The following is a 23,304-nucleotide window of genomic DNA, read 5'->3' as shown; positions in this document are numbered from 1 at the left end:
GCCAAGAAAACGATACGTTATTGCAATCTCATGTTCACTTGCTTTTACCGCGTTTTTTGGAAATGGAATCTTACAAGGCATTGCTACCGTTTCCGGGGAAGGTAACGGACCGACAGCAAATGACGTTGTTCAAGTTGCCCCAGGGGTAGATCATGAGAGCAAATCGTTCAATGTGGCTTCGAGGTACCGCTTTATAGAAGAACCCGATGGGGAGAAGAATCCGCAGCCGCCAAGCGAGACCTATTCGGGAAGCGAAGCGGTCGCGGTGACTTACATGATGAAGATCAATCCTCTGCACCCGAACATCGGGCTGGAAGTGGTTTCCCCTGACGCGAGCATCGGCTCCAAAGAAAAAGTGACGGCAATGGCCCAGCGTCATGATCGTGAGAATCATCGGGTCGTCGCCGGCTTCAACTTCGATTTCTTTGATATTCAAACAGGGGTTCCAACAGGATTGCAGATTACCGATGGCGAGATTGTAACATCGCCGGGCGGTACCGCGAAGACATTCCTTGCCGTAATGCAGGATCGGAAGTTAAGAATAGGCGAAGATCTCTCCATTACGTCGGAGTTTCAGGCTGCGGACGGGAAAAAGCTGGAACTGGACGGGGTTAATAAAATCAGGAAAGCGGCTCTCGGCAACAGTGCATTCTTTCTTACCGATCGATTCAACACCACAACCAGATCCGAAGGGATCGACTCCACAGGCACTCCTCTCGGAGTAGACGTACGGATATTGCCGGTTAATCCCGACGAAAAGCTGCAGCCGGGCAAGAAGCTGGTCGGAAAAGTCGAAGCGGTGTACGCGTCGAACAACACGGCGCTACCCAAAGGAACGTTCGTTCTCACGGCGAGCGGAAAGAAAGCGGAATGGATCAAAGAGCACGTCAGCATAGGCGACAGCGTATCGATCCGAATCGATTTTGGAGAAGGATTGAATCAGGCATCCTATGCTGTGGCCGGTGCCGATCATCCTGCTGCACGGGCTCTGCTTCATAAAGGAAATATACCGGCAAATATAATGGACATGGCCGATTTCCGAAATGTGGATATTCATCCCAGAACCATTTTCGCATCCAAAGACGGGCAATTATATGTCTTCGTATTCGACGGGCGGCAAAAAGGGTATTCGGATGGAATATCCTTCCTCTCAGCGGCGCGTTATCTGGAATCGCTTGGTATGGAGGAGGCTATCAATGTGGACGGGGGCGGATCATCGACATACGCTGTCCGCAAACCGGGCGACAACTCATTGACCGTCTTGAATCGTCCATCCGACGGGTCTGAACGCCCCGTCAGCAATGCGCTTCTCGTCATTTCCGAGGCCCCTTAAGAAGAACGGCTGATCATAAACTTATAACCGAGGTGTTATCATGATGCTCAAAAAAAGTATACCGTTATTTTTAGTACTGAGCTTGTCGCTTTCCCAGTTGTCTGCCTGCACCAACAAAGACGGCGGCAATCAAGCGGCAGGGGATGCGGGCGCAACTGTCAAGGAGCAGAAGCAGGAGCCGGTGGATTTGTACTTTTACTCGACTTCCGGCCTCTTGAACGAGGAAGATTTCATGAAAGTGTTCGGCAGCAAAATCAAGGAGAAGTTTCCTCACGTGACGCCCAAGTTCATTGTGTATGGCAAGGACACGACGATGGACAAATTGATGGTCAACAATCAAACCATCGACATCTTCTTCGATTCGATGGGCGCAACGGTGCAAAAGTACGAGCTGGAATACGATATTAGCGATCTGATCAAGAAGAACAGCTACGATCTGGGCCGCCTGGAGCCGTCATCGGTAGAGATTCAACGGCAAATTGCAAAGGGCGGAATTTATGGATTCCCTGTGTTTACGGCGGCGCCTACGGTTTACTACAACAAAGATCTTTTTGACAGATTCGGCGTTCCGTATCCGAAAGACGGTATGACGTGGGACGAAATGTTCGAGATCTCAAAGAAGATGTCCCGCACGGACGGAGGCCGGCAATATTGGGGCACCATTCTATCCTTGCAGCATGTGGCGCTCCTGAATCAGTTTTCCGCCCCGTTAGTTGATCCGAAAACGAACAAGTCGATGGTTGCAACCGACAAATTCAAGACCGTATTTGAAACGTTTACTCGTTTCTATTCCATTCCGGGCAATCAGCCGGACAGCAAGACCGTGGCTTACGGCAAACAACTGGAAATGTTCGAAAAAGACCAAACCGTCGCCATGTATTTGGGGATGAGCTCGCTCGGCGCCATTCGCTTTAAAAACAACTTCAACTGGGATGTGTTCGCCTATCCGGAGTACAAGGAGATGCCGGGGATTGGTCCACAGACTTACCCGACGTATTTCTACGTAACGAAAACAAGTAAAGCCAAAGACCAGGCGTTCCAGGTGATCTCCTACTTGACCTCGGACGAAATGCAGAAGCATGTATCGCGTAACGGTATGTTCCCGACGCTGAAAAGTCGGGATGCGCTGAAGGAGTACGGGAAGGATATCGACTACTTGAAAAGCCGTAACATTCAAGGCTTCCTGCCGAACAAGTTCGCTCCGCCCGTCGAAGCGACCAAATACCAGGGGACTGCTTTCACCCATTTAAACGCTGCCTTCACGGACGTATTGTTGGGCACGAAGGATGTGAACACTGCGCTTCGGGAAGCGGAGGAGAAGGCCAATAAGGACATCGAAGCCGATTTAAAGAACAGCAAATAAAGAACGGCTGCTGTCACTCATCGCAGAGTGTAATCATGGATCCGCACCCTTTGAATATGCCGGCATGGAACATTCCACTATGCTGCCGTCATATTCCCGAGGGTGCTTTCTCTCATTTTTCCGGGCACGATCGATCAGTAATTCCGCCTCACCCCTCCGCAATCCGCTTCCCGCGCCGGTATTCGAGCGGCGTCAAGCCGGTCAGCTTGCGGAACATGCGGGTGAAGGAATTGGCGTTCCGGTAACCGACCCGCGCCGCCACCTCGTGGATTTTGCAATCGGTTCCTTCCAAAATTTGCTTCGCTTTACTTACGCGCACTTCATTCAACAAGTCGGTGAATGTCTCGCCGGAGCGGCTCTTGATGTAGCTGCACATGTAGCCGCTCGATATGTTCAGCTTGCCCGCTACCGTCTCCTGCTGAATCTCTTCCCCGTAATGCTTCTCGACATAGCTGCGGACGTAATCGAGTATCGGATCTTTCTCGCCCGACTTGGCCGCGATCCATTCCGCCGTTTTCCGTACCCATGACTCCAGAACATGCGAGCACTCGTCCACGGTCATGAACTCTTTCAACTGCTCGTAAAGCGGGCGATCCCCGCTCCATTCGCCGGCATCGATTTGGTGCGCCGTCAGCGCCATGAGCAATTTGGTCGCGATCGTATGCGCGAACTGCCGGTACTGCCACGAAACCGCTTCGTTCCTTTGCAGCCGCTGCATAATCCGCCGGACAAGCTCGATAGCTCCGGCCTCGCTGCCGGATTGCAGATGAGCGTCGAATTCCCGTTCCTCCGGGGGGCTGAACCATAAATCTTGACGCGCCTCGGTCTTCCGCGTTATGATCTGGGTTTCCCCGTTCAGGCGGCGCTGGCGCAGCAGGTCCATGCCGTCCTCGTAGGCGGCGGTGAATTCGCTTGCGCTCCGCAATGCCGGATTGGCGGCTATGGTCAAATAGTAGAAGCCGCAATCGCGGTCGAAAACCTGCTTCATCCGGGCCAGCAGCGCGTTTAAGCCGCCGCTGTCGTCCCTTTCCGCGAAGACAATACTGAATACGATGTCTTTCTCGCTCTGCGCCGTGACCGATCCGGGAAACCTCTGCTGCATGCTCAGGTTGATAAACTCCACGATATGGGTGGTGAGCTGCTGCTCTTCGATGCCCAGTTCGCGGAATCGCGGAGTGCGCTCGATTTGGAACAGGACGAAGTAGGACGACCTTGACGTATCGACCAAGGAATGGACATCCTTATGGTTCACGTTAATCCGTTTGACGAGATCCAAGTAGCCGTATTTCTCCAGCATTTTCGTTTTGCGCCGCAAATCTTCGCGTATCGTGTCCGCCGAGACGATCATATGCCGGAGCCGGTCGCCAATCATATTGAATTCGGCGATGGTGCTGCTTAGCTGAATGTTCGGATTCATCCGCTGAAGAGAATGAACGAGCCTCTGGATCGGCTGCTTGAACTTGAAGCCGAATAGAACCGATAGGGCTACGCACGATAGGACGGATAAGGACAGCATGACGTATAGAACCGCGTTCAGCCGGGAAATTTGCGCCGAGATGTCGGAGTTCGGCACGATATTGACATAAGTGAGCCCGGTCATTTTCCCGCCTCGCCCGAAAACGTAGTTGCCGTTGCCGGCGAAAAAGCCGCTCGACTCCGCAAGCGGGACAGGTGTCACGATCGCCTGGCCGGTCGGCTGAAGGGGATCCGAGCTGTAGATCAGCCGGCCGCTTCGATCAAGCAGTTGGAACAGATCCCCGCCCGACAAAGAATAGCTGCGGAAGACGGCATCCGCATCGACGAAAGTGCCGATATAGAACGAATGATTGATTTTGTGCTTGAATATGACCGGAAAATACGATTCGGACTCTTGGATCGTGCCGTCCAGCTGCTCCTTCTTGAATCGTACGGCCGGAAAAAGGCGGAACCGGTACCGATCGGCGAACGGCTCCGCCCAGAAACGTTCCCCGTACATCGGATTGGCATAATTACGCCCGAACATGTCGGGCACGGAGACGAGTCCGGTTTTGTCGATCACGAACGGCTTATTTTCAAAGGCGATAAAAACATTATGTACGAACAAGCTGTTGGCGTTCGAGGCGAGCCGCGCAAACTCGTCCTTAAGTCCGTTTACCGCCGAGAAGTAGCCGTACTTGTCCGGGGAATCGGCGATAGCGGCAATGTTCGGGTTATTTAGGAGAGGGGCGACGGCCTCTTCCAGCTTGAGGAAATGATCTTCGTAGTTGGATACGGTGTAATTCATGCGCGAATCGGTATTTTTGACGATCTCTGTCCGGATGTTGTCAATGAAGAAATTGAGGGCGACAAGGTGGAACAGGAACGGGACGGCGCCGACAACCAAAAAAGCGAGCAGCAGTTTCGTAAAAAAAGTGTTTCGGCGTACGCTCCAAATCGTTGTCATGAAAGCCCCTCCCAAAAAAAACGTTTTCATCTATATTGCACATTATATATAATTTAAGGAAAAGGCGAAATGGTGTTCTCGCCGAAATTCATCATTTATTCCCGGATTCACATTTGTGCGGCTTTTCTTAAACGGAGTGCGAAATATAAGAACTTGCGACTTTCGAATTAGGCAGTCGTCGGCTAATCTGCAATTGCCGGCAAATAATTCGGAGGAGGCGATAACAAAAGAGAGGGTGAGCCGGGTGACGTTCGGTTCCGTAGTCAGAACGATCGCGGTATTGATGTTGGTAAGCTTGTCCGGATGCGAAGCGGGGCATTCAGCGGCGGACGCGCCTATAGTGGGTCATTCAATCGGTACGGGCAAGCCGTCGGCGGAGGGACAGTACGTTCCGCCTATCGAGCTGACGACGATCCGATCGGCCGAGCCGAGTCTCCGTTTCGACGAAGGAGATTCTTACGGCAGCAATACGTGGATTCGCGCCTATGAGCGGGAGCTGGGCATACGGGTCAAGACGCTTTGGGCCGACGATTCGGGCCAATACAACCGTAAGCTGGACTTGATGATCGCTTCCGGAGATATTCCCGATTTTTTCCGTGTGAACGCCACCCAGCTCAGGCAGCTGATTGAGAGCGGACTCATCGCCGATTTGTCGGACAGCTATACTTCGAGCGCATCGCCAAAAGTGAAGAAGCTGCTCGAGGAGCGGGGCGGGGATCCTTTCCTGGAAGTTGCGGTCGACGGCAAATTGATGGCGATTCCTTTCATGGGCATGCTGCACGAGAACGCGGCCGTGCTTCATGTGCGTTCCGATTGGCTTGCGAAGCTGAAGCTTCCGGAGCCGCGGACGATGGACGATGTGTTCGCGATCAGTAAAGCATTCACGACGATGGACCCGGACGGCAACGGGAAACACGATACGTTCGGACTTGCCGTGGATCAAAACTTCGCGATGGCCGGCGGCTTGTTCAACGGTTATCACGCCTACCGGAGCATTTGGATCGAATCCGGAAGCAAGCTTGCGTTCGGCTCGATACAGCCGGAAATGAAGTCCGCGCTGAACGGCCTTCGCCAGTTATACGCCTCGGGACAAATCGATCCGGATTTCGGAACGAAGGACGAAGCCAAAGTGGCCGAGTCGATCGCGGGCGGCAAAATCGGCATGTTTTACGGTACGCCGTTCGCCGGCTCGTTCCCGCTCCAGCAGGCGAAGAAAAGAAATCCCGGGATGGAGTGGAAGGCGTTCCCGATCCCTTCCGTCGACGGGAACAAGGCGCTGCCGCAAGTATCTCCCGGGAGCGGCTACTGGGTCGTAAACAAAGAGACGAAGCACCCGGAGGCGGTATTCCGGCTGCTCGACTTCTGGGTGGATACTTTCTATGACAACAAGTCGGACGACTTGTATTACGAGTTCAACCAGACGAAGGACGATAACCCGGCATGGAAAATGAACGCGATTGCCATTACGAAGGAATATAAAAACGTCGACGAAAGCTTGCGCATTATCGAAGCGATCGAGACGAACGACCGGTCGAAGCTGACTCCGGAAGACAAAGGCGTGCTCCAAAGAATCGAAGGCTACAGGAAAAACGGCGGCACGAACGGCTGGATGTGGGACTATATGTTCAGCAAAGGCGGGACGCTGTCGGTAGCCGACTATTACCGGCGAAACGATTTGTATATGCGCGAACGGTTCACCTCCATACCTAAACTGGCCTTCCAGCGGAAAAATGCCGAGCTCAACAAATTGCAGTCGGAAACGTTTATGAAAATCGTGCTCGGCCTGCTGCCCGTCGACGAATTCGACCGGTTTGCCCAGCGTTGGCGGTCGCTTGGCGGGGACGACTTGACGAACGAAGTGAACGATTGGTACGCAAAAAACAAATCATAGCGACAATGAACGGGGGATGTCAATGGCAAGAAAAATGTTTTCGTTGTTGTGCGCATTATCGGTTGTCGTCTTGTCGGCTTGCGGAGGAACGGGAAGCGGCCAGGATAAAGCGAAATCGGCGGATCAAACAGGGAAAGGCGGGGAAGCCGCCAAAGAAACGGCCGCGCCAAGCGGACCGGCGGAGCTCGTCTTCCATACGAGCACTTCGGATACGGAGGATACGTTCAACGGACTGTACGGCAATATGCTCCGCAAAAAATTTCCGAATTTCACGATCAAATTCGTCCAGAGCAAAGCCGGCCAGACGCTGCCCGAGCTGCTGGCGCAAAAACAGCAGCTCGATATTTTGTACAATTCGATCTCCTATTACCCGGCCATGGTGGAAGCTTCCCAGATCCAGTACGATATGACGGACTTGGCCAAGAAGCACAATGTGGACTTGAGCTCGTTCATGCCTACGCTCGTCGACGGAATCCGCAGCTCGAGCGGAGGCAAGCTGACCTCATTGCCGGTCACCAACACGGTGCAGGCGCTCTATTACAACAAAGGGATTTTCGACAAGTTCGGCGTGCCTTATCCGAAGGACGGCATGACTTGGGACGATACGCTCGAGCTTGCGAAAAGGCTGACGCGCAAAGACGGCGACAAGCAGTACCTCGGCTTCGCCTCCTCGCCCGCCAACATGCTGGGCAGCAACCAGTTCTCGCTTCCTTATCTGGACCCGAAAACGGAGAAGGCGACGTACCAGGACGATGGCTGGAAAAAAATGTTCAACGCGTATTACATCGCCCCCGGCGAAGATCCGGCTTACAAAGACCGGGTGGCCGCTTTGAAAGCGCTCCCATATCGGCTGGAGCTGACGAACAGCCAAGAGCTCGCGATGTTCGCCTTCCATTCGCAGTTCCCGTTCGCCGTGCCGAAAGATATGGAGAAAATCCAGTGGGATCTCGTGTCGCTGCCGACCTTCAAGGAGAAGCCGGGCCTCGGTTCGCAAATGATCCCGTTCGTATTCGGCATATCCTCGACATCGGCGAACAAGGACGCGGCGATGGAAGTGATCAAATATCTCGTCTCCGCGGAAGCGCAAACCGTGTTCTCGAAGCAGGGCATCATGCCGGTCATCAACGACGAATCGGTGAAGAAGGCGTTCGCCCAAGAGTCCCAGTTCAAGGACAAAAACTGGAAAGCGCTCTTCCTGAATCAGCCGGCCCCGATGGCTCCCAAAACGAGATATCAGCTTCTGGTCGAAGGGATGCTGACCAAAACGCTCCCCGAAGTCGTAAGGGGAACGACGGATTTGAATACGGCGCTGCGGACGGCCGCGGAAGAAGCGGATAAAGCGGTGGCGGAGGCGAAGAGAAAGTAACGGGGGGAGGGCAGGCTCCCTCGCCCCTGCTTACGGTAGAATGGCGATTATAATCGGAGGATGGAGAGATAACTATGACTTTATACCGCAGCACGACCCGCAGAGGGCTGCTTGATTTCCACGCGGGAGAAGCGGTGCCGGAGATCGATTTCGACGTTCCGCGCTACATGCGGGAAATGGCGGAAGCCGGCATGCAGACGCTGACGTTCATGACGAAGGACGCTTTCGGGACGTCCTATTACAACACCCGCATCGGGCACAAAAACTCGAAGCTCCGCACGGATCTGCTGGCGGAGGCGGTCCGGGAAGCGGGCAAATACGGCATCAAGCTGATCGCGTACTATAACGTCGGGCTGAACAGCTACGTCGCGAACGCCAACCCCGATTATCGGCAGCGGGACAAGGACGGTGCGCCCGTAACTAACGCATTCGGCTACTACGATTTGCTCTGTCTCAATTCCCCGTATCGGGACTACGTGGCTGCGCAGCTGACGGAGATTGCGCAGGGGTATGAGGTAGACGGATTTTTCTTCGATATTACTTACGTATGGCCGTCCTCTTGCCACTGCGAATATTGCCGCAAATGGTATGTGGAGAAATACGGGCAAACTCCGCCGCCGCAGCCGCAACCGGGTTCTCCGGAGCTGCGCCGTTGGCAGCAGTTTCAGAAAGAGATCCGCGCCGATTTTCTGCGCTTCATCACGAGGCGGGTGAAGTCGGTCGCGCCCGGACTGCAGATCGGCTGGAATCACGCGGGCGACTTGGCGTTCGCCCATGTGGAGCCGGACGCATATGCCGATTACTTGACTTCCGAATTCCACCCGCCGATCTATTTGTACGGCAGCCTGCTGGCCAAGTGGAAGCGGACGACGGGCAAGCCGTTCGAGCTTATGATGCCTAGCGAGATGGGCAGTTGGGGAGAATGGACGCTCGCTCCCGCGGCGACGCTGAAGACGGCTGCGGCGATCGCCGTGGCGGGAGGCGGCTCGATCAGCTTCGGGCATGTGCCGATCCCGTCCGGAGCGCTCAAGGGGGCGCTGCCGCCGCCTGTCGTAGCGGCGATCAAGGAAGCGAACGAGTTTGTGCTGGAGCGGGAGGAATGGCTGCTGCATGCGGAGAGCGTACCCGACGTGGCGGTGCTGTACGGCGTCGAGAACAGGCGGATGATCGAGTCGACGTCGCTTCCGAACCATGTCGACGATGCGATGGGCGGGGCGAACCGGATGCTGATCGAGGGGAACATTCACTTCGACGTCATTTCCGGCGGCAACTTGCCAAAGCTTGCGGGAAGCTACTCGATGCTCGTTCTACCGGACCAAGCCTACATGAGTCCGGACGTCGAGAATGCCGTCCGCGACTACGTGCGCGATGGCGGCCTGCTGATCGCGAGCCACCGGACGTCCCTTTACGGAGAAGATGGCGTCAGAAAAGCCAATTTCGGATTGGCCGACGTGTTCGGCGTCGATTTCGACGATACGTCTCGGTACAGCGTCGCCTACTTGGCCGATTTTGCGGGGGAACATTTTCCCGACGTGCCGGACATGCCCGTGCTGCTCAAAGGCGTGAACGCCCCGGTTCTGCGCGTGCGCCCCGCCGCGGAAACGCGGGTATTGTCAGCCTTCATGGAGCCGGCGATGGAGTCGAAGACGTACCGGCACGTGTATCACCAGCATGCCCATCCGGCGATCCGCACGAACGATCCGGCGATCACGATTCACCGCTTTGGCAAGGGAGCCTGCGTCTACATTGCCGCTCCGATCGAAGCGTCGTTCTGGAAGACGGGCTCCCCTTGGCTGCGCCGCCTATATTTGGACTGCTACAAGCTGCTTCGTCCGAAGCCGCTGCTTGAGGTCGAAGCTCCGATCGGCATCGAGGTCAACTTGATGCGTCAAGGGACCAGGTGGATCATCCATCTCGTCCAGGTACGCGAGGAGAAGGCGGCCGGCTCGAAGACGTTCATCGAAGAAATATGGCCTTTGTACAATATCAAGGTGAAGATACGGAAAAAGCCCGAGCGGGTCTATTTGGCGCCCCAGCTTCAGCCGGTTCCGTTCGACGAAGAGGAGGACGGCATTTCGTTTGTCGTTTCGGAGGTCGGACTGCACGCGATGGTCGTGCTGGAAGGATGTTGACGGGATTGTATTAGTTGAACTAAAGTTGTAAGCCCGTTCCATTCCGAAAGGGATTACCTTGCAGCTTCAGACAGTTGTTTTGAGTTTTTTGATTTGATTGGCCTTCGGGTTGTAAAAACTCCAGGCTTACGAAGCAAGCTTTCTGACGAAAGCTCTCAAAGCCAAAACTCGCTCACAAGGTAATTCCCTTTCTCCATTGCACTAGGTGTCCCGTTAGTTCAACTTATAATTAGGAGGAAAAGAAATGGACATGGAGACGAGCAATCGCGAATCTGCTACGAATCCGCAATCGAAGCTGAGCCGCAGAAAAGCGCTGGCAGCCCTCGGGGCGGCGGGCGTAGCAATAGCCGCGGCGGGAGTTTCGTTCAATCCGGCCGTCTACGCCAAGAACAAAACGGCGGAAAATTTCGTTATCGCGGTCAATTCCGTCATCGATTTGCTTGGTCTGGATACGTCGACCATTGCGGACGGACTGACAGTCCGCGTCCAATCGGTATTCGCGGTCGTTCCGGGAGGCGCGCCCGGTCCTTCCCGGCCGCTCGACGTAAGCGGAGGCGGGGATTTCATCTGGAAATCGGCCGAACCGAAAGCGAATCACGACGGGGGCGTCGTCATCAGCCCGACTGTTCCATGGAACGGGCAGCTCGCGACTTTGGCCGGTTTTTTGGCCGGTACCGGCGAGACGGCTCCGACGGGGAATGGCTGCTGGGTGAGAACGTTCGGTGGCGGCATCAATCCGACGTGGTTCGGCGCGATTATGGACGGCGCGACCGACAACGGCGTGCCGCTTGCGGCGACGATCGAGTGCGCCGTATCGAGCGGGAGACGATCGATCGTCCTGCCCAAAGGCGTATGCGCCACCTCGACAAGTCCGAACTTCGGGTACTCGCATATGTCCGTTAGAGGAGCCGGCAAGCACGATACCGTTCTGAAATATACCGGTTCCGGCCGCGGTTTCCAGTTGGACGGGAGTCCGTTCGGGCCCGCCGTCATATACGGGATAACCGTGGAGACGTTGACGGTCGAAGGCAACGGGGCGATTTCCGACTTGTTCTACACGGAGAACGCTTCCCACCTGGTCGTCCGCAACGTAAATTTGCGGGAAGCCAATTCGGCGACGGGAACGGCAATGAAGCTGCTCTGGACGGTGGCGAGCACGTTCGAGGGCGTCACCTGCTCGATTAACGAGCAGCCGATGACGAATAAGCCGTATAACGGGATTTTTCTAGGCGCATCGCCTTCCCGGAATTTGCGAACGACCTGCAATACGTTCATCAATCCGATCATCGAAGGCTTAACGGGCATCGGTATCCGGATCGCGGCCGCGGACCAGAATACGTTCGTAGGCGGCACCTCGGAGGCGATCGGGATCCACGGCGTCGTTGTTGCTCCGGGATCCAGATTCAATACGTTTATCGGACTCGGCTTCGAAGGCAACGGAACCGACGACTTGATGGACCAAGGGCAATTTACGAAGCTGATCAACTGCTATTCCGCGAGGAAGCTGCATTTTGCGGTAGGCTCGCTGAATGCCGAAGTAAGCGGCGGCTTGCACGAACGGATTCAGACCGACGCGGGCGCGAGTCATACTTTGATCGAGAAGCTGACGGTCAATTACTGGAATACGTCGGCGGGCGGGGTGTTCGATAACGGGCAAGACTCGACGATCCGCGATATATACGATCACGATACGGCACAGTTCATTTATGTCAAAAAACCGAGAACCGGCGTCACCGTTGGCGCTTCGCCGTATACGTTCAAGAACGGCTCGGGATATATCGAGCAAGTTGCCGTCCGGGGCGGCACGGTAACCCAAGTGCTGTTCAAGCGCGGTGGCGACCAGACGATCGTAGGAGGCGGAACGAGCGGGCTGCCGGCCAACAATTTGTACGCCTTGATGCCGGGCGACGAATTGGTCGTCTCGTACTCCGCCGTGCCGGAAATGTTCGTCATTCCGATGGGCTGATTAAAAAAAAGCGTGAACCTTTTGCTCCGCCGAGTATGCGGGCGCACGGGTTCGCGCTTTTTTCGTATCGTGCGTGCTTGCAATAACGAATTAGAGTTCCGTTACTCGATTCGGTCCTACATCGCGCCTTTCATGGCATAAACCGCCATACCGATCACATAAGAGATGCCCGTCGCACTGACAAACTCATTGACATAGAAGGCGAGGCGCGGGGATAGCCCGAACGGCTTCTCCTTGCCCATCGATTTCAGCTTGTCCATGTACTGCTCCTTGCGGCCTTTATACGAGCGGAGCATAAAGGCGCAGAACACGATGCCCCACAGCACTGCGGCAACAAATACCATCGACCAGGCCGCATTGAAATACCCGACGAGTATGCCGGCTACGATATGGATTTTCAACGATTTTCCCCCCCGCGTAAACTAAGTTGTCTTCCGATTATAGCATGTTTGTCCGGCTTTCGCGGTTTCCATTCCGGTGCGACATATGACGGAAAGGCTGGCGGAATACTCGGGCTTCCATTATAATGAAGCTGTACAAGCAAGAGAAGCGGAATCGTCGATCTATATAAGTTGAACGATTGATTGGCTGTCGTTCCATTCCGAAAGGGATTACCTTGCAGCTTCAGACAGGTTGTTTTGAGTTTCCTTTATTGGATTGGCCTTCGGATTGTAGAAACTCAAAGCCAAAACTCGCTTACAAGGTAATTCCCTTTCTCCATTGCACTTGGCTTTCTCATGGCAGCTTTAGTTCAACTTATATATATCCATAAAAAAATAAAAACATTAAAAATTGCTAAAATGACCTCAACTTGGCAGGGATTCTAAACTTTTTGTCAAAATGTTTTCCCATACACTACAATTCTCCGAATAAGAAAAGCTTCTGATCGAAGCTTTTTCGATGATGTACATTCGTGGTTTAGCGGTGACTTATTCTTGGTAAGGAAAGTCTCTCTTCGCTTCAGTGATTTAGCGAAGATAAACTTTCCTTATCGTACATAGAGGGATGACTGGCGAATGGCAAAAATATCGGATTACGTTGGAACTATGTACGAGCAATTGCTGAAGTCGTTTATGGCCCATTCGAGCGACGGTATTGTAGTAGTAGATTTGGAAGGCAAAGTGCTTGATGTTAACGCGGCGTTCGAGACGATGCACGGTTGGACGAAGGAGGAGGTGCTCGGCACGGTGCTGCCGATGACGCCGCCCCATCTGCTCGAGGAGGCCGGAAGGCTGCACGAGCTCGTACTGAGCGGCAAAAGTGTAAACGGTTACGAGACGTTCAAGATGAAAAAGGACGGGACGATGTTTCATGCCAGTGTAACGATTTCTCCGGTTTTGGATGCGGAAGGCGGCGTCATTGCACTGGTCGGTGTGGAAAGAGATATTACGGGTCAAAAAATGGCCGAGAAAAAGCTTATGGACAGCGAAGAACGTTACCGGCAGCTGGTTGAGTTTTCGCCCGAGCCGATTATGGCGATAACCGATTACTGCATTTACTATTCAAATCCCGCCGCTCTGCATTTTATCGGAGGGCAGCATATCGACGAGCTGCAAGGGAAATGTGTCCTGGATTTCATACATCCAGAGCATGCCGCCTACTTGACTTTTCTGCTGGAGCGATCGATCGGCGGCAAACTGCCGTCCGACATCGTTCCGATCAAGCTGCTCCGGCTCGACCGGCAAACGATAGAAGCCGAGCTGAAAATCGTGCCGATCGTCACTAACGGCAATACGTCCGTCCAATTGCTGTTCCGGGATATCTCGAAGCGCAAAACGGCGGAGCAGTCATTGCAGGAAACGGAAATGCTCTATGAATGTCTGGTGGAAAACGCCATGGCGGGCGTGTACATGTACCAGGACGAGAAGCTGGTCTACGTAAACCCGTATTTATCCAAAATGTTCGGCTATTCCCGTGACGAAATGATGCAGACGAGGCTGGAAGCTTTTATTTATGCCGAAGACTTGGCGACTTTCAAAGAAATAGCGGTACAAACGCTGGAGGAGCGCATATCCGCGTTTCCTTTCTCGATTAGGGGCATGAAGAAGGACCGCAGCATCGTTTATTTGGAAGGGCTCGTTACGTTAACCAAGTACAAGGGGAAGCCTTCGCTGCTCGGAACGTTTCAGGACGTCACGTATAAGAACGAAGTGGAAGAAGCGCTTCGCGAAAGCGCGCTCCGGTACCAGCGGCTCATTAAATTTCTCCCCGAACCGATCGTCGTCAGCGATGCGGGGATGCTCATATACGCCAACAAATCGGCCATGAAGCTGTTTCGGACAACGGTGGAAAGCGATCTTGTCGGCAAAAGCATATACCATTTCGTCCATCCGGAGCATCAGCAGGAAGCGATGAAAATCGAACGGGACGTCATGAAGACGGACAATCCTTCCCAATTCAAGGAGATCCGGATCATTTGCTTCGACGGCGAGATCATCGAGGCGGAAATATCCAGTATCCGCATTCATCACTATATGGGGAAGACGGTTACATTGACCGTGCTGAGAGATATTACGGACCGCAAGCAAGCGGAAGAGCTGATGATCCGTTCGGAGAAGCTGTCGATCGTCGGGCAGCTCGCCGCGGGTCTCGCTCACGAAATCCGCAATCCGCTCACTTCGCTCAAAGGGTTTACGCAGCTGTTGAAGTCGAAGAGCAAGGAAGACTCGTTCTATTATGATACGATGTTGACGGAGCTTGAGCGGATCAACTTGATCGTCGGCGATTTCATGACACTCGCGAAGCCGCAAATGTCGCAATTCGGCTACGGCAGCGTAAGCGGGATGCTCGAGCACGTCATTTCCGTATTGAACCATCAGGCGATTCTGATGAATGTCAGCTTGATCTCCAAGGTGAGTACGGCGCTGCCCGACATTTACTGCGACGAGAATCAGCTGAAGCAAGTATTCATCAACCTGATCAAAAATGCGATAGAAGCGATGCCGCGAGGCGGGAACGTGGTCATCGCCGCCGATCAAATCAATGCCGAAACGATATGCATCAAAATCAAGGACCAAGGCGACGGCATTCCCGACGCGATCGTACATAAGCTTGGGGAGCCGTTCTTGACGACGAAGACGAACGGAACGGGCCTCGGTCTCATGATCAGCTACCGGATCGTGGAGCACCACCGCGGCTCCTTAAAAATTTGCAGCAAGGATAAGCAGGGGACGACGGTCAAGCTGCTGCTGCCCGTACCCGAAGGACGGCCGGGAAGAGAACCGGCGCCCGATTCCGCCGATTGGGCGATATGACTTCAAACCAAATGTAAGATGCCGCTTCAAGTTCCTTCGTGTACTTGAAGCGGCATCTTTTTTTGACCTAGGATCCTAATTTTCTATTGTAACGTAAGATCCGGCAATGTAACGGTACGAGTCGGCTTGATCGTAGTAGTAGTATGTAATGAGCACGCGTCCGTCCGCCAATTGGACCGAGCTCGTATAGCCGATGTCCGTTCCCAGCCCGTCGTCGCGCACGACGCTTTCTTCGGCCGTATCGAGGTCGGAGCATTCCGGATCGAGCAGGAGCGCCCGCACGCCGAATGGCTGAAGCCGGTAGCCATAGGTGATCAGCACGCGGCTGTCGTTCAGGCGCAGCACATGAAACGGGCTCGGGGAGTAGATTTCGTGCTTCGCCGGCTCGCTCCACGTTTGCCCGTCGTCCGACGACTGCGCCGTGAACAAAGGCGATCTTTTGCCTTCTTCGCCTTTGACGGATTGTTTCTTCAAGCTTCTCGTGAACAGCAGCAGCTTGCCGGAAGGCGTCCGGTACAAGTTCGGCTCGTGAAAGTGATAGCCGTCGGCCGCGGGGATCGTAGCAAGCCGCGTCCATGTCAAGCCCCGGTCCTCCGTTTTGGCGATAATGACGTTGAACGTATCGTTCTCTTTGCCGTAGAGCGGCGCCACGATCGATCCGTCCTCCAGCTCCACGCAGTTGCCTCGGATCGCCATATCCGCGATCGGGATCGGAATCGGGCGATCCCACGTCTTTCCGCCGTCCGTCGAGCGGATCGAGTAGCTGCCCTGGTTGTGTCCGGCCCATTCGCCCAGCACGTCGTGCCAAATCCCAGTGCCGCGGTCGGGTGCATCTTTCTTCTCATACACTTTCCACATAAAGCAAGTGGCGAATACCGTGCCGTCCCGAAGCGCGTTTAAGCAAGGGTCCTGAACGCCGAAGAAGAAATCGTCGTACAAAATCTCGGCCGTCGAATCCCACGTATCGCCGTCCGGGGAAGAAATCGTGACCGCCTTGGACGAGGCGTCTACGTGAGTTATCGTGTTGTAAATTCGGCTGCGGTCGGGCGCCTGGCGGAAGCCGAGCAGGTATGTGCCGTCGTCTCGTCGGATCACGCTCGGAAAGCTGTTGTACTGTTTGTCTTTGTAAAGTACGGTATGATGCAATGTTCGAATGTCCGGCATGCGGATATTCCCCTCTCCATATGGAAATGCGCTTGCTTCATTACGAACTAACTATAACATAAACCGGTTTCAAATTGGTTGATTACCGGAACGAAGTAACTTAATTATTTATAACGTATCATAATAAGAGACACTATGTTGTGCCAAGTTTGTTCATTGAAACAGGAAGAGTGAAAATAAGTGCATATTTTATTAAATTGTTGTATCGTTTTTGTCGGCCGAGGGGCTTTATACTGTAAGCAGATTGTTAAATAAATGCATATTCATTCACGATGGGAGAGGGAACGAGTGGGAAGTAGTTTTACCGAATTCGATGTAATCGTTGCAGGAGGCGGACCGAGCGGGATCGCCGCGGCTGTCGCTTCCGCGCGTGTCGGGGCCAAGACGCTCTTAATCGAACGTTACGGCTTTCTCGGCGGAGCGGGAACGGCGATGATGGTCAACCCTTGGATGTCCTATAGAGCGGGGAACGGAGGAGACCAAATCATTTTCGGCGTGCTGCAGGAGCTGATCGACGGCATGAGCGCGCTCGGCATGTACGGACATCCGAAAGCGAGAAATGCTTTCGATCCGGAGGCGCTTAAAGTCGTCGCCGAGCAGCTGTGTATCGAAGCGGGCGTTACTTTGCTGTACCATACGTTTCTAGCAGGCGTGAATATGGACGAGGACGGGAAGACGATCCGATCGATTCAAGTGGCCAATAAGCAGGGATTGGTCGAGATGAAAGCAAAGATGTACGTCGACACGACGGGCGATGCGGACTTGGCGGCGCTTGCGGGTGCGGTCGTGGAGAAAGGCCGGGAAGTGGACAGCAACTGCCAGCCGATGACGCTCAACTTCCGGATGGCCGACGTCGATATAGAGCGCATGCCCGACAAAAATGAAATTACCCGTCTATTCCTGGAAGCGAAGGAGCGGGGGGAAGTGAACTGCCCTCGAGAGGATGTGCTGTGGTTCTATGCGAACCAGCCCGACGTCATCCATTTCAATACGACCCGGGTCATTCTGAAGGATGCGACCGACCCTTGGCAGCTGACCGAGGCCGAAATCGAAGGAAGACGCCAAGTGCAGCAGCTGGTAGCTTTCTTGAAGCGGGATGTCGCAGGGTTTGAAAACGCTTACCTGCAAACGACCGCCCCGCAGATCGGCGTTCGCGAATCGCGCCGGGTCATCGGAGAGCACATCCTGACCGCCGAAGAGCTGTTATCGGCGTGCAAGTTCGACGATGTGATAGCGAGAGGCGCATACCCGGTCGACATCCACAACCCGACCGGCAGCGGAACGATCATCCAAAGCTTGAAGCCCGGCGAATGGTACGATATCCCGCTTCGTTCGTTAATTCCTCTCAAGATTGAGAACATGCTTGTCGGAGGTCGTCCGATATCGGCCACGCATGAAGCGCATTCCGCTATCCGGGTGCAGCCGATCGCGATCGCGATTGGTCAAGCCGCGGGCACCGCAGCGGCACTGTGCGTGAAGGACAACGTCAGCCCCCGGAACATTCAAGTAGGCAGCGTGCAGGAATCGTTAGTCAAGCAAGGAGCGCGGCTGCACTAATTTTTGTCAGCATCTATAAGAGTAAAGAGAGGATGGATCAAATATGAATCAAAGGGGTCGCAAGTTTTACGGTTTGTTCGCTACGGTTACGGTTGCAGCTATCATCACTTCGGCCTGCGGGAATTCCGCAAAACCGGCCGAGAAGAGCAAGGAAGCCGACTCCGGGGCGCCGCCTGCCCCGGTTACGCTCAACTTTTTTACCCACGGCAATTCGATCGTGCTGGCGGAAACGATCGAGTCGCTCGTTAAGAAAAAATTTCCGCACGTTACGTTGAAAACGATCAAGGACGCCAAAGGCTCGACGATATTCGACGTGCTGAACGGCGGACAAACGCCCGATCTGATTTCCTATTCGCTCGGAAGCCTGCAGGATCTGAGAACGCTGCGTCTGCTCGGCGATTTGACGCCGCTCATCCAGAAGCACCGCTTCGACCTGGGGCGTCTCGTTCCCGGCGCCGTCGATACGGTGAAATCGTATTCCGATAAAGGCGAATTTTTGCTGATGCCGTTCGAGCTGAACAACAACGCCATCTACTACAACAAAAACATTTTCGATAAATTCGGGGTTCCATACCCGAAGGACGGCATGACTTGGGAAGAAATGCTCGACGTCGCCAAGAAGGTTACGAGAACCGACGGCGGGGTTCAATACAAGGGCTTTCAATATAATGCGCTTAACGTCGTGTACAAGGACCAATTGGCGCAAGGGTTCGTCGATCCGAAGACGAACAAGGCGGCGATCAACACCGACTCCTGGAAACGTTGGCTGGACGTCATGACTTCGTTCTACAAAATCGACGGCAACGCGCAGGCGGGCGACGAGAAAGTCAATTTCTTGAAAAACCAGACGGTGGCCATGCGCACCGGACCGAACTATATAACCGAGCTGCCTGCGGCGATGGACGCCGGCCTGAACGTCGATTTCGTCTCGCTGCCCAAATTCAGCGGGATGAGCGCGTCAAGCTCGCAGATGAACGCGCCGTTCTATGTCATTCCGCCGTCCACCCCGCATAAGGATACCGCTTTCCAGGTAATCGCTTACCTGATGTCCGACGAGGTGCAGACGATTATGGCGCGTCAAGGCCGAATTCCGATCGTCAATCAGGAGAGCGTCAAGAAAGAGTACGCGAAAGATTTGAAAGGGATGGAAGGCAAAAACTTGGCGGCCTTTTTCCAAGATGCGATCGCGAAGCCGGTACCTTCTACGGCGTACGACGGGCAGGCGAAGTCGTTATTCACCAATGCCGCGCTCGTGCCGGTGTATCAGGGCAAGAAAGATATCAACACGGCACTTCGCGAAGCGGAGGAGCAGATCAATAAATATATCGAGTCGGAAATGAAGAAGTAGGCTTGGGAAAGCGGTTTATCGTCTTGCGGACCTTATAATTTTCGAGGAGGAACGATAGCGGATGAGCGAGCACCCGATGAACGATGAAGAACGGAAAGATGGCAAGGAGAGCCGGAACCTGTTATCGCGTCGAACGTTTTTGTCCTTTACATTGGGCGGGTCGGGTGCCGTGCTCGCCGCCGGAATTGCCGGAGCCTTCCCATCCGTGCCTAATGGCGCGACGGTCAGGGCGGCTACCTATGGGAATCCGGGCGACTGCGGCTGCCTGGAAGCGCATTTCGAATCGGTCGCGAGCATGAAAGCCGCAGCGCTTCAAGCCGGAATCACCGTGCAGACCGCGTCCTATTACGCGATCGCGAATGCGGCGGCGGACAAGCCGCGGGGCGGGGCCGCGTATCGGATCGTCTCTCGTGCCGATTATGATACGATGCGGGGGAATACGCTCGGACCGGATGGCGGACCGAACGGGAGCGGCTATATCGATCATTTGCTGACGAACGGCAATGTGGCCGTATTGAGCGGCGGAGGCGCAGTCGATCTGGCATCGGTCGGATTGCGGGAGCAGCACGATGCATATGCGGTCGGCAATTCGGCCGCTCTGCAGGCCGCCCTCGCGTACCCGCTATCGGTACTTACCGCTTACGGAACATATGCTTTCGCGAACGAAAGCGTCGCCGATCTCGGGCAGAACGGAGAGCTGGACCTATCGGGAGATTGCCGGTTCCGGCTCGCCGCCGGCTCGATCGTCAATACCGATTCGAACTACGGCAATCATAAGGCGATCCTTCGCGTGCAGGGAGGGAAACGGTTCAGCATTCGCGGCGTCGCCTTTGACGGCAACCGGGACGGTCAGACGTATCCGGCTACAAGGAACAGCTTCGGCAGAGGGACGGTTCCGAGAAGAACGAACGGCATCCTTGAAGTGTGTCCATCGGGAAGCGCCTACCGGCCGCAGACGGTTATAGTCGAACGGTGCTCTTTTGAGAACGCTTACCTGAGCGGCGCCATGTTCATTCAGTGTGATAGCGTGATCATCCGAAACAATGAATCCGCCGACAACACGATCAATGGATTCGGCGGCGCCGGGTTCGCCTCGCTTCTGTTCGAAGGCAATACGAGCCGGCGCGACGGATGGAGCGACATATACACGTCGGACCGGTACGAAGGGGACAGGGCGCAGCTGCAAATCCGGGAATGGCCGAAGGACTATACGGCCGCGACGGAAGGGATACCGGTCATCGCGATAGCCGAGTCCGAACGGAACAAGCAAATCGTCGTCCGCGGCAATACGAGCGATCAAGCCGGAGTGATCGGGCTCTTCGTCCGCTCCTGCGAGCAATGCCTCATTACGGATAATGTCATTCGCAACGTAGGCTACAAGCGCCGAAGCGGCAGCTATTCTCCGACCGCCATATGGGGCGACTTCGGCAAGTTTACGATAAGCGGGAACGATATTATGACACAAGCGGTGCAGCCCGGGGACATGCTGCCTGACGGAATACGCGTCGTCAGCTTCACGGGCAACGGCATCGACAAAACCGGCGGGCCTTGGATCTCGATGCGCGGCCGCTACTATTCGGTCATCTCCGATAATCAGATTACGTGCGGCCAGACGTTCGGAACCGGCTCGTTCAACGACAACGCCAACAAGCGGCTGCTGAACAACAAAGGCATTATCGTCACGAGCGAATGCCTCGTTCGAGGCAACGTTATAGAAGGCTGCGCCAATATTCCGATCGAGGCGATCAACGACGACAATTTCAACAATGAAGCTTTGCGGGATGTCGGGGTTTGCGGCAATGAAATATTCAACACGACGGGAAGCAGCATCATCAATCTGAGAAGCTACGGTTCTCCGACGGGGAATCCCCGCAGCTTCGATATTAGCGGCAACAAAGTGTACGACGTGCGTTCGGCGACCGCCGGCTCGGACGCGAGACAGATGGTCCAATTTTCCCAAGCTTGGGTCGGGATCGAAGTCCAAGACGTCACGGTCGCGGATAACCGTTTCTATTGTTTAAACACGGCGGATGCCTCTAAAAACTACAGCGGTGTCCGGTTTCGCGGAAGCTCGGGAAGCCGGGGCATCGTCATTCGCGACAATCAATTCGTCGATACGCTGAACGCGGTTCGTACCGAATCCTTTGCCGAGCTTGGCATAAGGGGCAATACGGTGAGGAATGGATTACGGCTGCTGTATGCGGATATTTCGGCGGGAGGAGATGCCGGGAAACTGATGGTCGACGGCAACATCTGCTCGGGAATTACCTCGCAGTGCGTCAATATCAATGCAGGCGCGAGCGGTAAAATATTGTCCGAGCTTACGGCGATCGGCAATTCGTGGAGCGGAACCGGCAGTACGTATGCCGGCGTGACTCCCGGAGTTTCTCCGGCCGCGTACAATATGGATCGGAACATCGATGCGATGACGACCCGCGTCGTACCGAGACGGACGTTCTCCGGCGTTCCCGTCTTTAACGCCCAGCATTTGGGGGAGATCGTAAGGAGCACGGACGGACCGACGGATTACATCGCCGTTCAGGTCGGAACGGGTGCCGGCGATTGGAAAGCATTGTAGTCCGGCAGCGCTATTGATGGGGGGACGAAACTAGGGTACCATGGATGAAAGCTTAGCATTTGAAACGGAGAATCCGGCGATGCTCATCCATCCGATTCGTTTGATCAGCAACAGCTACTGGAAAGAAAAGCCCGCATTCGTGCAGCAGGTCGAGCATGAGCGGTGCTGGGTCATGATCGCCGTCGAAGCGGGCCGTTTCCGGTACGGGATCGGCGAACTGTCGGGCGAGGCCGGGGCGGGGGATATCGTCCTTTGTCCGCCGTATGAAGATTTCCGCCGCGAAATGATCACGCCGCTTTCTTTTTTCTATATCAAGTTTTATTACGCGGGAGAGGACAAGAGCGGCGAGGAGCAGTTGTCGGAGCAATTGCGCCGGCTGTTTTCCTGCAAATTCACTACGTCCGAGCGGGACCGGCTGTTCAACGACTTCCGCCACTTGCTCCGTGCGAGCCGGATGAGCCGTGAAGAAAGCCGAAGATGGTCGGCGCATTATGTCTACGATATGTGGCTGCTGTTCTGCATGGAAGCGGAAGCGCTCGCCCAATTCGGCAACGTCGTTAACGATCCGCTGATGAAAGAAGCGAAGGAAATGATCGAGCGCCACGCTTTCCGCGATGTCCAGATGAAAGATATTGTGGAATATATGGGGATCCATCCGGTGCAGTTTACGCGCCGGTTCCAAGCGGTGTACGCCATGCCGCCGTCCCAGTATTTGTACTCGATCCGGATGGAGAAGGCCAAATCGCTGCTCGTGCAGACGAGCTATTCGATCGACCGGATCGCGCGGCAGTGCGGCTACGAGAACGGGTTGTATTTCAGCCGGATGTTTACGAAATATTTCAAAATGAATCCTTCGAAGTACCGGAAAATGCATTCGTTTCCATCGCCGTAAGCAAGCAATATAGCATGTTAACCGCCAGGCGCTGCAGC

14 protein-coding genes are annotated in these 23,304 nt (G+C 54.6%); 11 read left to right on the top strand and 3 right to left on the bottom strand.

Going from position 1 to position 23,304, the window contains the following annotated elements; all coding sequences use genetic code 11:
- Positions 1 to 172 precede the first annotated feature (172 nt).
- A complete protein-coding gene (locus FE783_RS00260; RefSeq protein ID WP_158301536.1) occupies positions 173 to 1,333 on the top strand; it encodes a phosphodiester glycosidase family protein in 1,161 nt (386 codons plus the stop codon).
- Positions 1,334 to 1,373: 40 nt separating this feature from the next.
- Complete coding sequence (locus tag FE783_RS00255; RefSeq protein ID WP_138877308.1) at positions 1,374 to 2,696, top strand: ABC transporter substrate-binding protein; 1,323 nt, start codon at positions 1,374 to 1,376, stop codon at positions 2,694 to 2,696.
- A gap of 148 nt (positions 2,697 to 2,844) precedes the next feature.
- On the opposite strand, the gene FE783_RS00250 is transcribed toward FE783_RS00255, so the two are convergent.
- On the bottom strand, positions 2,845 to 5,118 hold the full coding sequence (locus FE783_RS00250; RefSeq protein WP_158301535.1) for a helix-turn-helix domain-containing protein: 2,274 nt from the start codon (positions 5,116 to 5,118) through the stop codon (positions 2,845 to 2,847).
- Positions 5,119 to 5,362: 244 nt separating this feature from the next.
- On the opposite strand from FE783_RS00250, the gene FE783_RS00245 reads away from it, so the two are divergent.
- From FE783_RS00245 to FE783_RS00230, 4 genes are all read left to right on the top strand, one after another.
- Positions 5,363 to 7,009 carry an extracellular solute-binding protein gene (locus FE783_RS00245; protein WP_138877306.1) on the top strand — a complete coding sequence of 549 codons (1,647 nt, stop codon included), beginning with the start codon at positions 5,363 to 5,365 and terminating at the stop codon, positions 7,007 to 7,009.
- Positions 7,010 to 7,031: 22 nt separating this feature from the next.
- The gene (locus tag FE783_RS00240) at positions 7,032 to 8,375 is read left to right on the top strand and encodes an ABC transporter substrate-binding protein (protein WP_158301534.1); all 1,344 of its coding nucleotides are present in this window, start codon (positions 7,032 to 7,034) and stop codon (positions 8,373 to 8,375) included.
- A 74-nt stretch (positions 8,376 to 8,449) separates the two neighbouring features.
- Entirely contained in the window at positions 8,450 to 10,507 is a 2,058-nt protein-coding gene (locus tag FE783_RS00235; protein ID WP_138877304.1) for a beta-galactosidase trimerization domain-containing protein, read from the top strand.
- Positions 10,508 to 10,751: 244 nt separating this feature from the next.
- Entirely contained in the window at positions 10,752 to 12,473 is a 1,722-nt protein-coding gene (locus FE783_RS00230; RefSeq protein WP_138877303.1) for a glycosyl hydrolase family 28-related protein, read from the top strand.
- A gap of 116 nt (positions 12,474 to 12,589) precedes the next feature.
- Here the strand turns inward: FE783_RS00230 and FE783_RS00225 are convergent, their stop codons facing one another.
- Entirely contained in the window at positions 12,590 to 12,874 is a 285-nt protein-coding gene (locus FE783_RS00225; RefSeq protein ID WP_138877302.1) for a hypothetical protein, read from the bottom strand.
- Between the two features lie 615 nt (positions 12,875 to 13,489).
- Between FE783_RS00225 and FE783_RS00220 the strand changes: the two genes are divergently transcribed.
- Positions 13,490 to 15,727: a PAS domain S-box protein gene (locus FE783_RS00220; protein WP_138877301.1), complete on the top strand. Its 2,238-nt coding sequence runs from the start codon at positions 13,490 to 13,492 to the stop codon at positions 15,725 to 15,727.
- 75 nt (positions 15,728 to 15,802) lie between these two features.
- On the opposite strand, the gene FE783_RS00215 is transcribed toward FE783_RS00220, so the two are convergent.
- Entirely contained in the window at positions 15,803 to 16,891 is a 1,089-nt protein-coding gene (locus tag FE783_RS00215; RefSeq protein ID WP_138877300.1) for a sialidase family protein, read from the bottom strand.
- A gap of 288 nt (positions 16,892 to 17,179) precedes the next feature.
- Here FE783_RS00215 and FE783_RS00210 point away from each other — a divergent pair, with 288 nt between their 5' ends.
- The 4 genes from FE783_RS00210 to FE783_RS00195 all read left to right on the top strand — a co-directional run bounded on the left by FE783_RS00210 (position 17,180) and on the right by FE783_RS00195 (position 23,266).
- A complete protein-coding gene (locus FE783_RS00210) occupies positions 17,180 to 18,448 on the top strand; it encodes an FAD-dependent oxidoreductase (RefSeq protein WP_202916104.1) in 1,269 nt (422 codons plus the stop codon).
- A gap of 43 nt (positions 18,449 to 18,491) precedes the next feature.
- The gene (locus FE783_RS00205) at positions 18,492 to 19,796 is read left to right on the top strand and encodes an ABC transporter substrate-binding protein (RefSeq protein WP_138877298.1); all 1,305 of its coding nucleotides are present in this window, start codon (positions 18,492 to 18,494) and stop codon (positions 19,794 to 19,796) included.
- A 61-nt stretch (positions 19,797 to 19,857) separates the two neighbouring features.
- The gene (locus FE783_RS00200; RefSeq protein ID WP_138877297.1) at positions 19,858 to 22,374 is read left to right on the top strand and encodes a right-handed parallel beta-helix repeat-containing protein; all 2,517 of its coding nucleotides are present in this window, start codon (positions 19,858 to 19,860) and stop codon (positions 22,372 to 22,374) included.
- A 79-nt stretch (positions 22,375 to 22,453) separates the two neighbouring features.
- Complete coding sequence (locus FE783_RS00195) at positions 22,454 to 23,266, top strand: helix-turn-helix domain-containing protein (RefSeq protein WP_158301533.1); 813 nt, start codon at positions 22,454 to 22,456, stop codon at positions 23,264 to 23,266.
- Positions 23,267 to 23,304: the final 38 nt, after the last annotated feature.

It is taken from the genome of Paenibacillus mesophilus (assembly GCF_005938385.1).
In the GTDB taxonomy this organism is placed as follows: Bacteria; Bacillota; Bacilli; order Paenibacillales; family NBRC-103111; genus Paenibacillus_AB; species Paenibacillus_AB mesophilus.
The sequence above is the reverse complement of the archived record's forward strand: the minus strand, read 5'-3'. Positions and strand labels throughout refer to the sequence as shown.

Bases quoted from the DNA above. Each gene is read 5' to 3' on its own strand.
- FE783_RS00255 (WP_138877308.1), top strand. From the start codon at position 1,374: ATGATGCTCAAAAAAAGTATACCGTTATTTTTAGTACTGAGCTTGTCG.
- FE783_RS00250 (WP_158301535.1), bottom strand. From the start codon at position 5,118: ATGACAACGATTTGGAGCGTACGCCGAAACACTTTTTTTACGAAACTG.
- FE783_RS00240 (WP_158301534.1), top strand. From the start codon at position 7,032: ATGGCAAGAAAAATGTTTTCGTTGTTGTGCGCATTATCGGTTGTCGTC.
- FE783_RS00235 (WP_138877304.1), top strand. From the start codon at position 8,450: ATGACTTTATACCGCAGCACGACCCGCAGAGGGCTGCTTGATTTCCAC.
- FE783_RS00230 (WP_138877303.1), top strand. From the start codon at position 10,752: ATGGACATGGAGACGAGCAATCGCGAATCTGCTACGAATCCGCAATCG.
- FE783_RS00220 (WP_138877301.1), top strand. From the start codon at position 13,490: ATGGCAAAAATATCGGATTACGTTGGAACTATGTACGAGCAATTGCTG.
- FE783_RS00215 (WP_138877300.1), bottom strand. From the start codon at position 16,891: ATGCCGGACATTCGAACATTGCATCATACCGTACTTTACAAAGACAAA.
- FE783_RS00205 (WP_138877298.1), top strand. From the start codon at position 18,492: ATGAATCAAAGGGGTCGCAAGTTTTACGGTTTGTTCGCTACGGTTACG.
- FE783_RS00200 (WP_138877297.1), top strand. From the start codon at position 19,858: ATGAGCGAGCACCCGATGAACGATGAAGAACGGAAAGATGGCAAGGAG.
- FE783_RS00195 (WP_158301533.1), top strand. From the start codon at position 22,454: ATGCTCATCCATCCGATTCGTTTGATCAGCAACAGCTACTGGAAAGAA.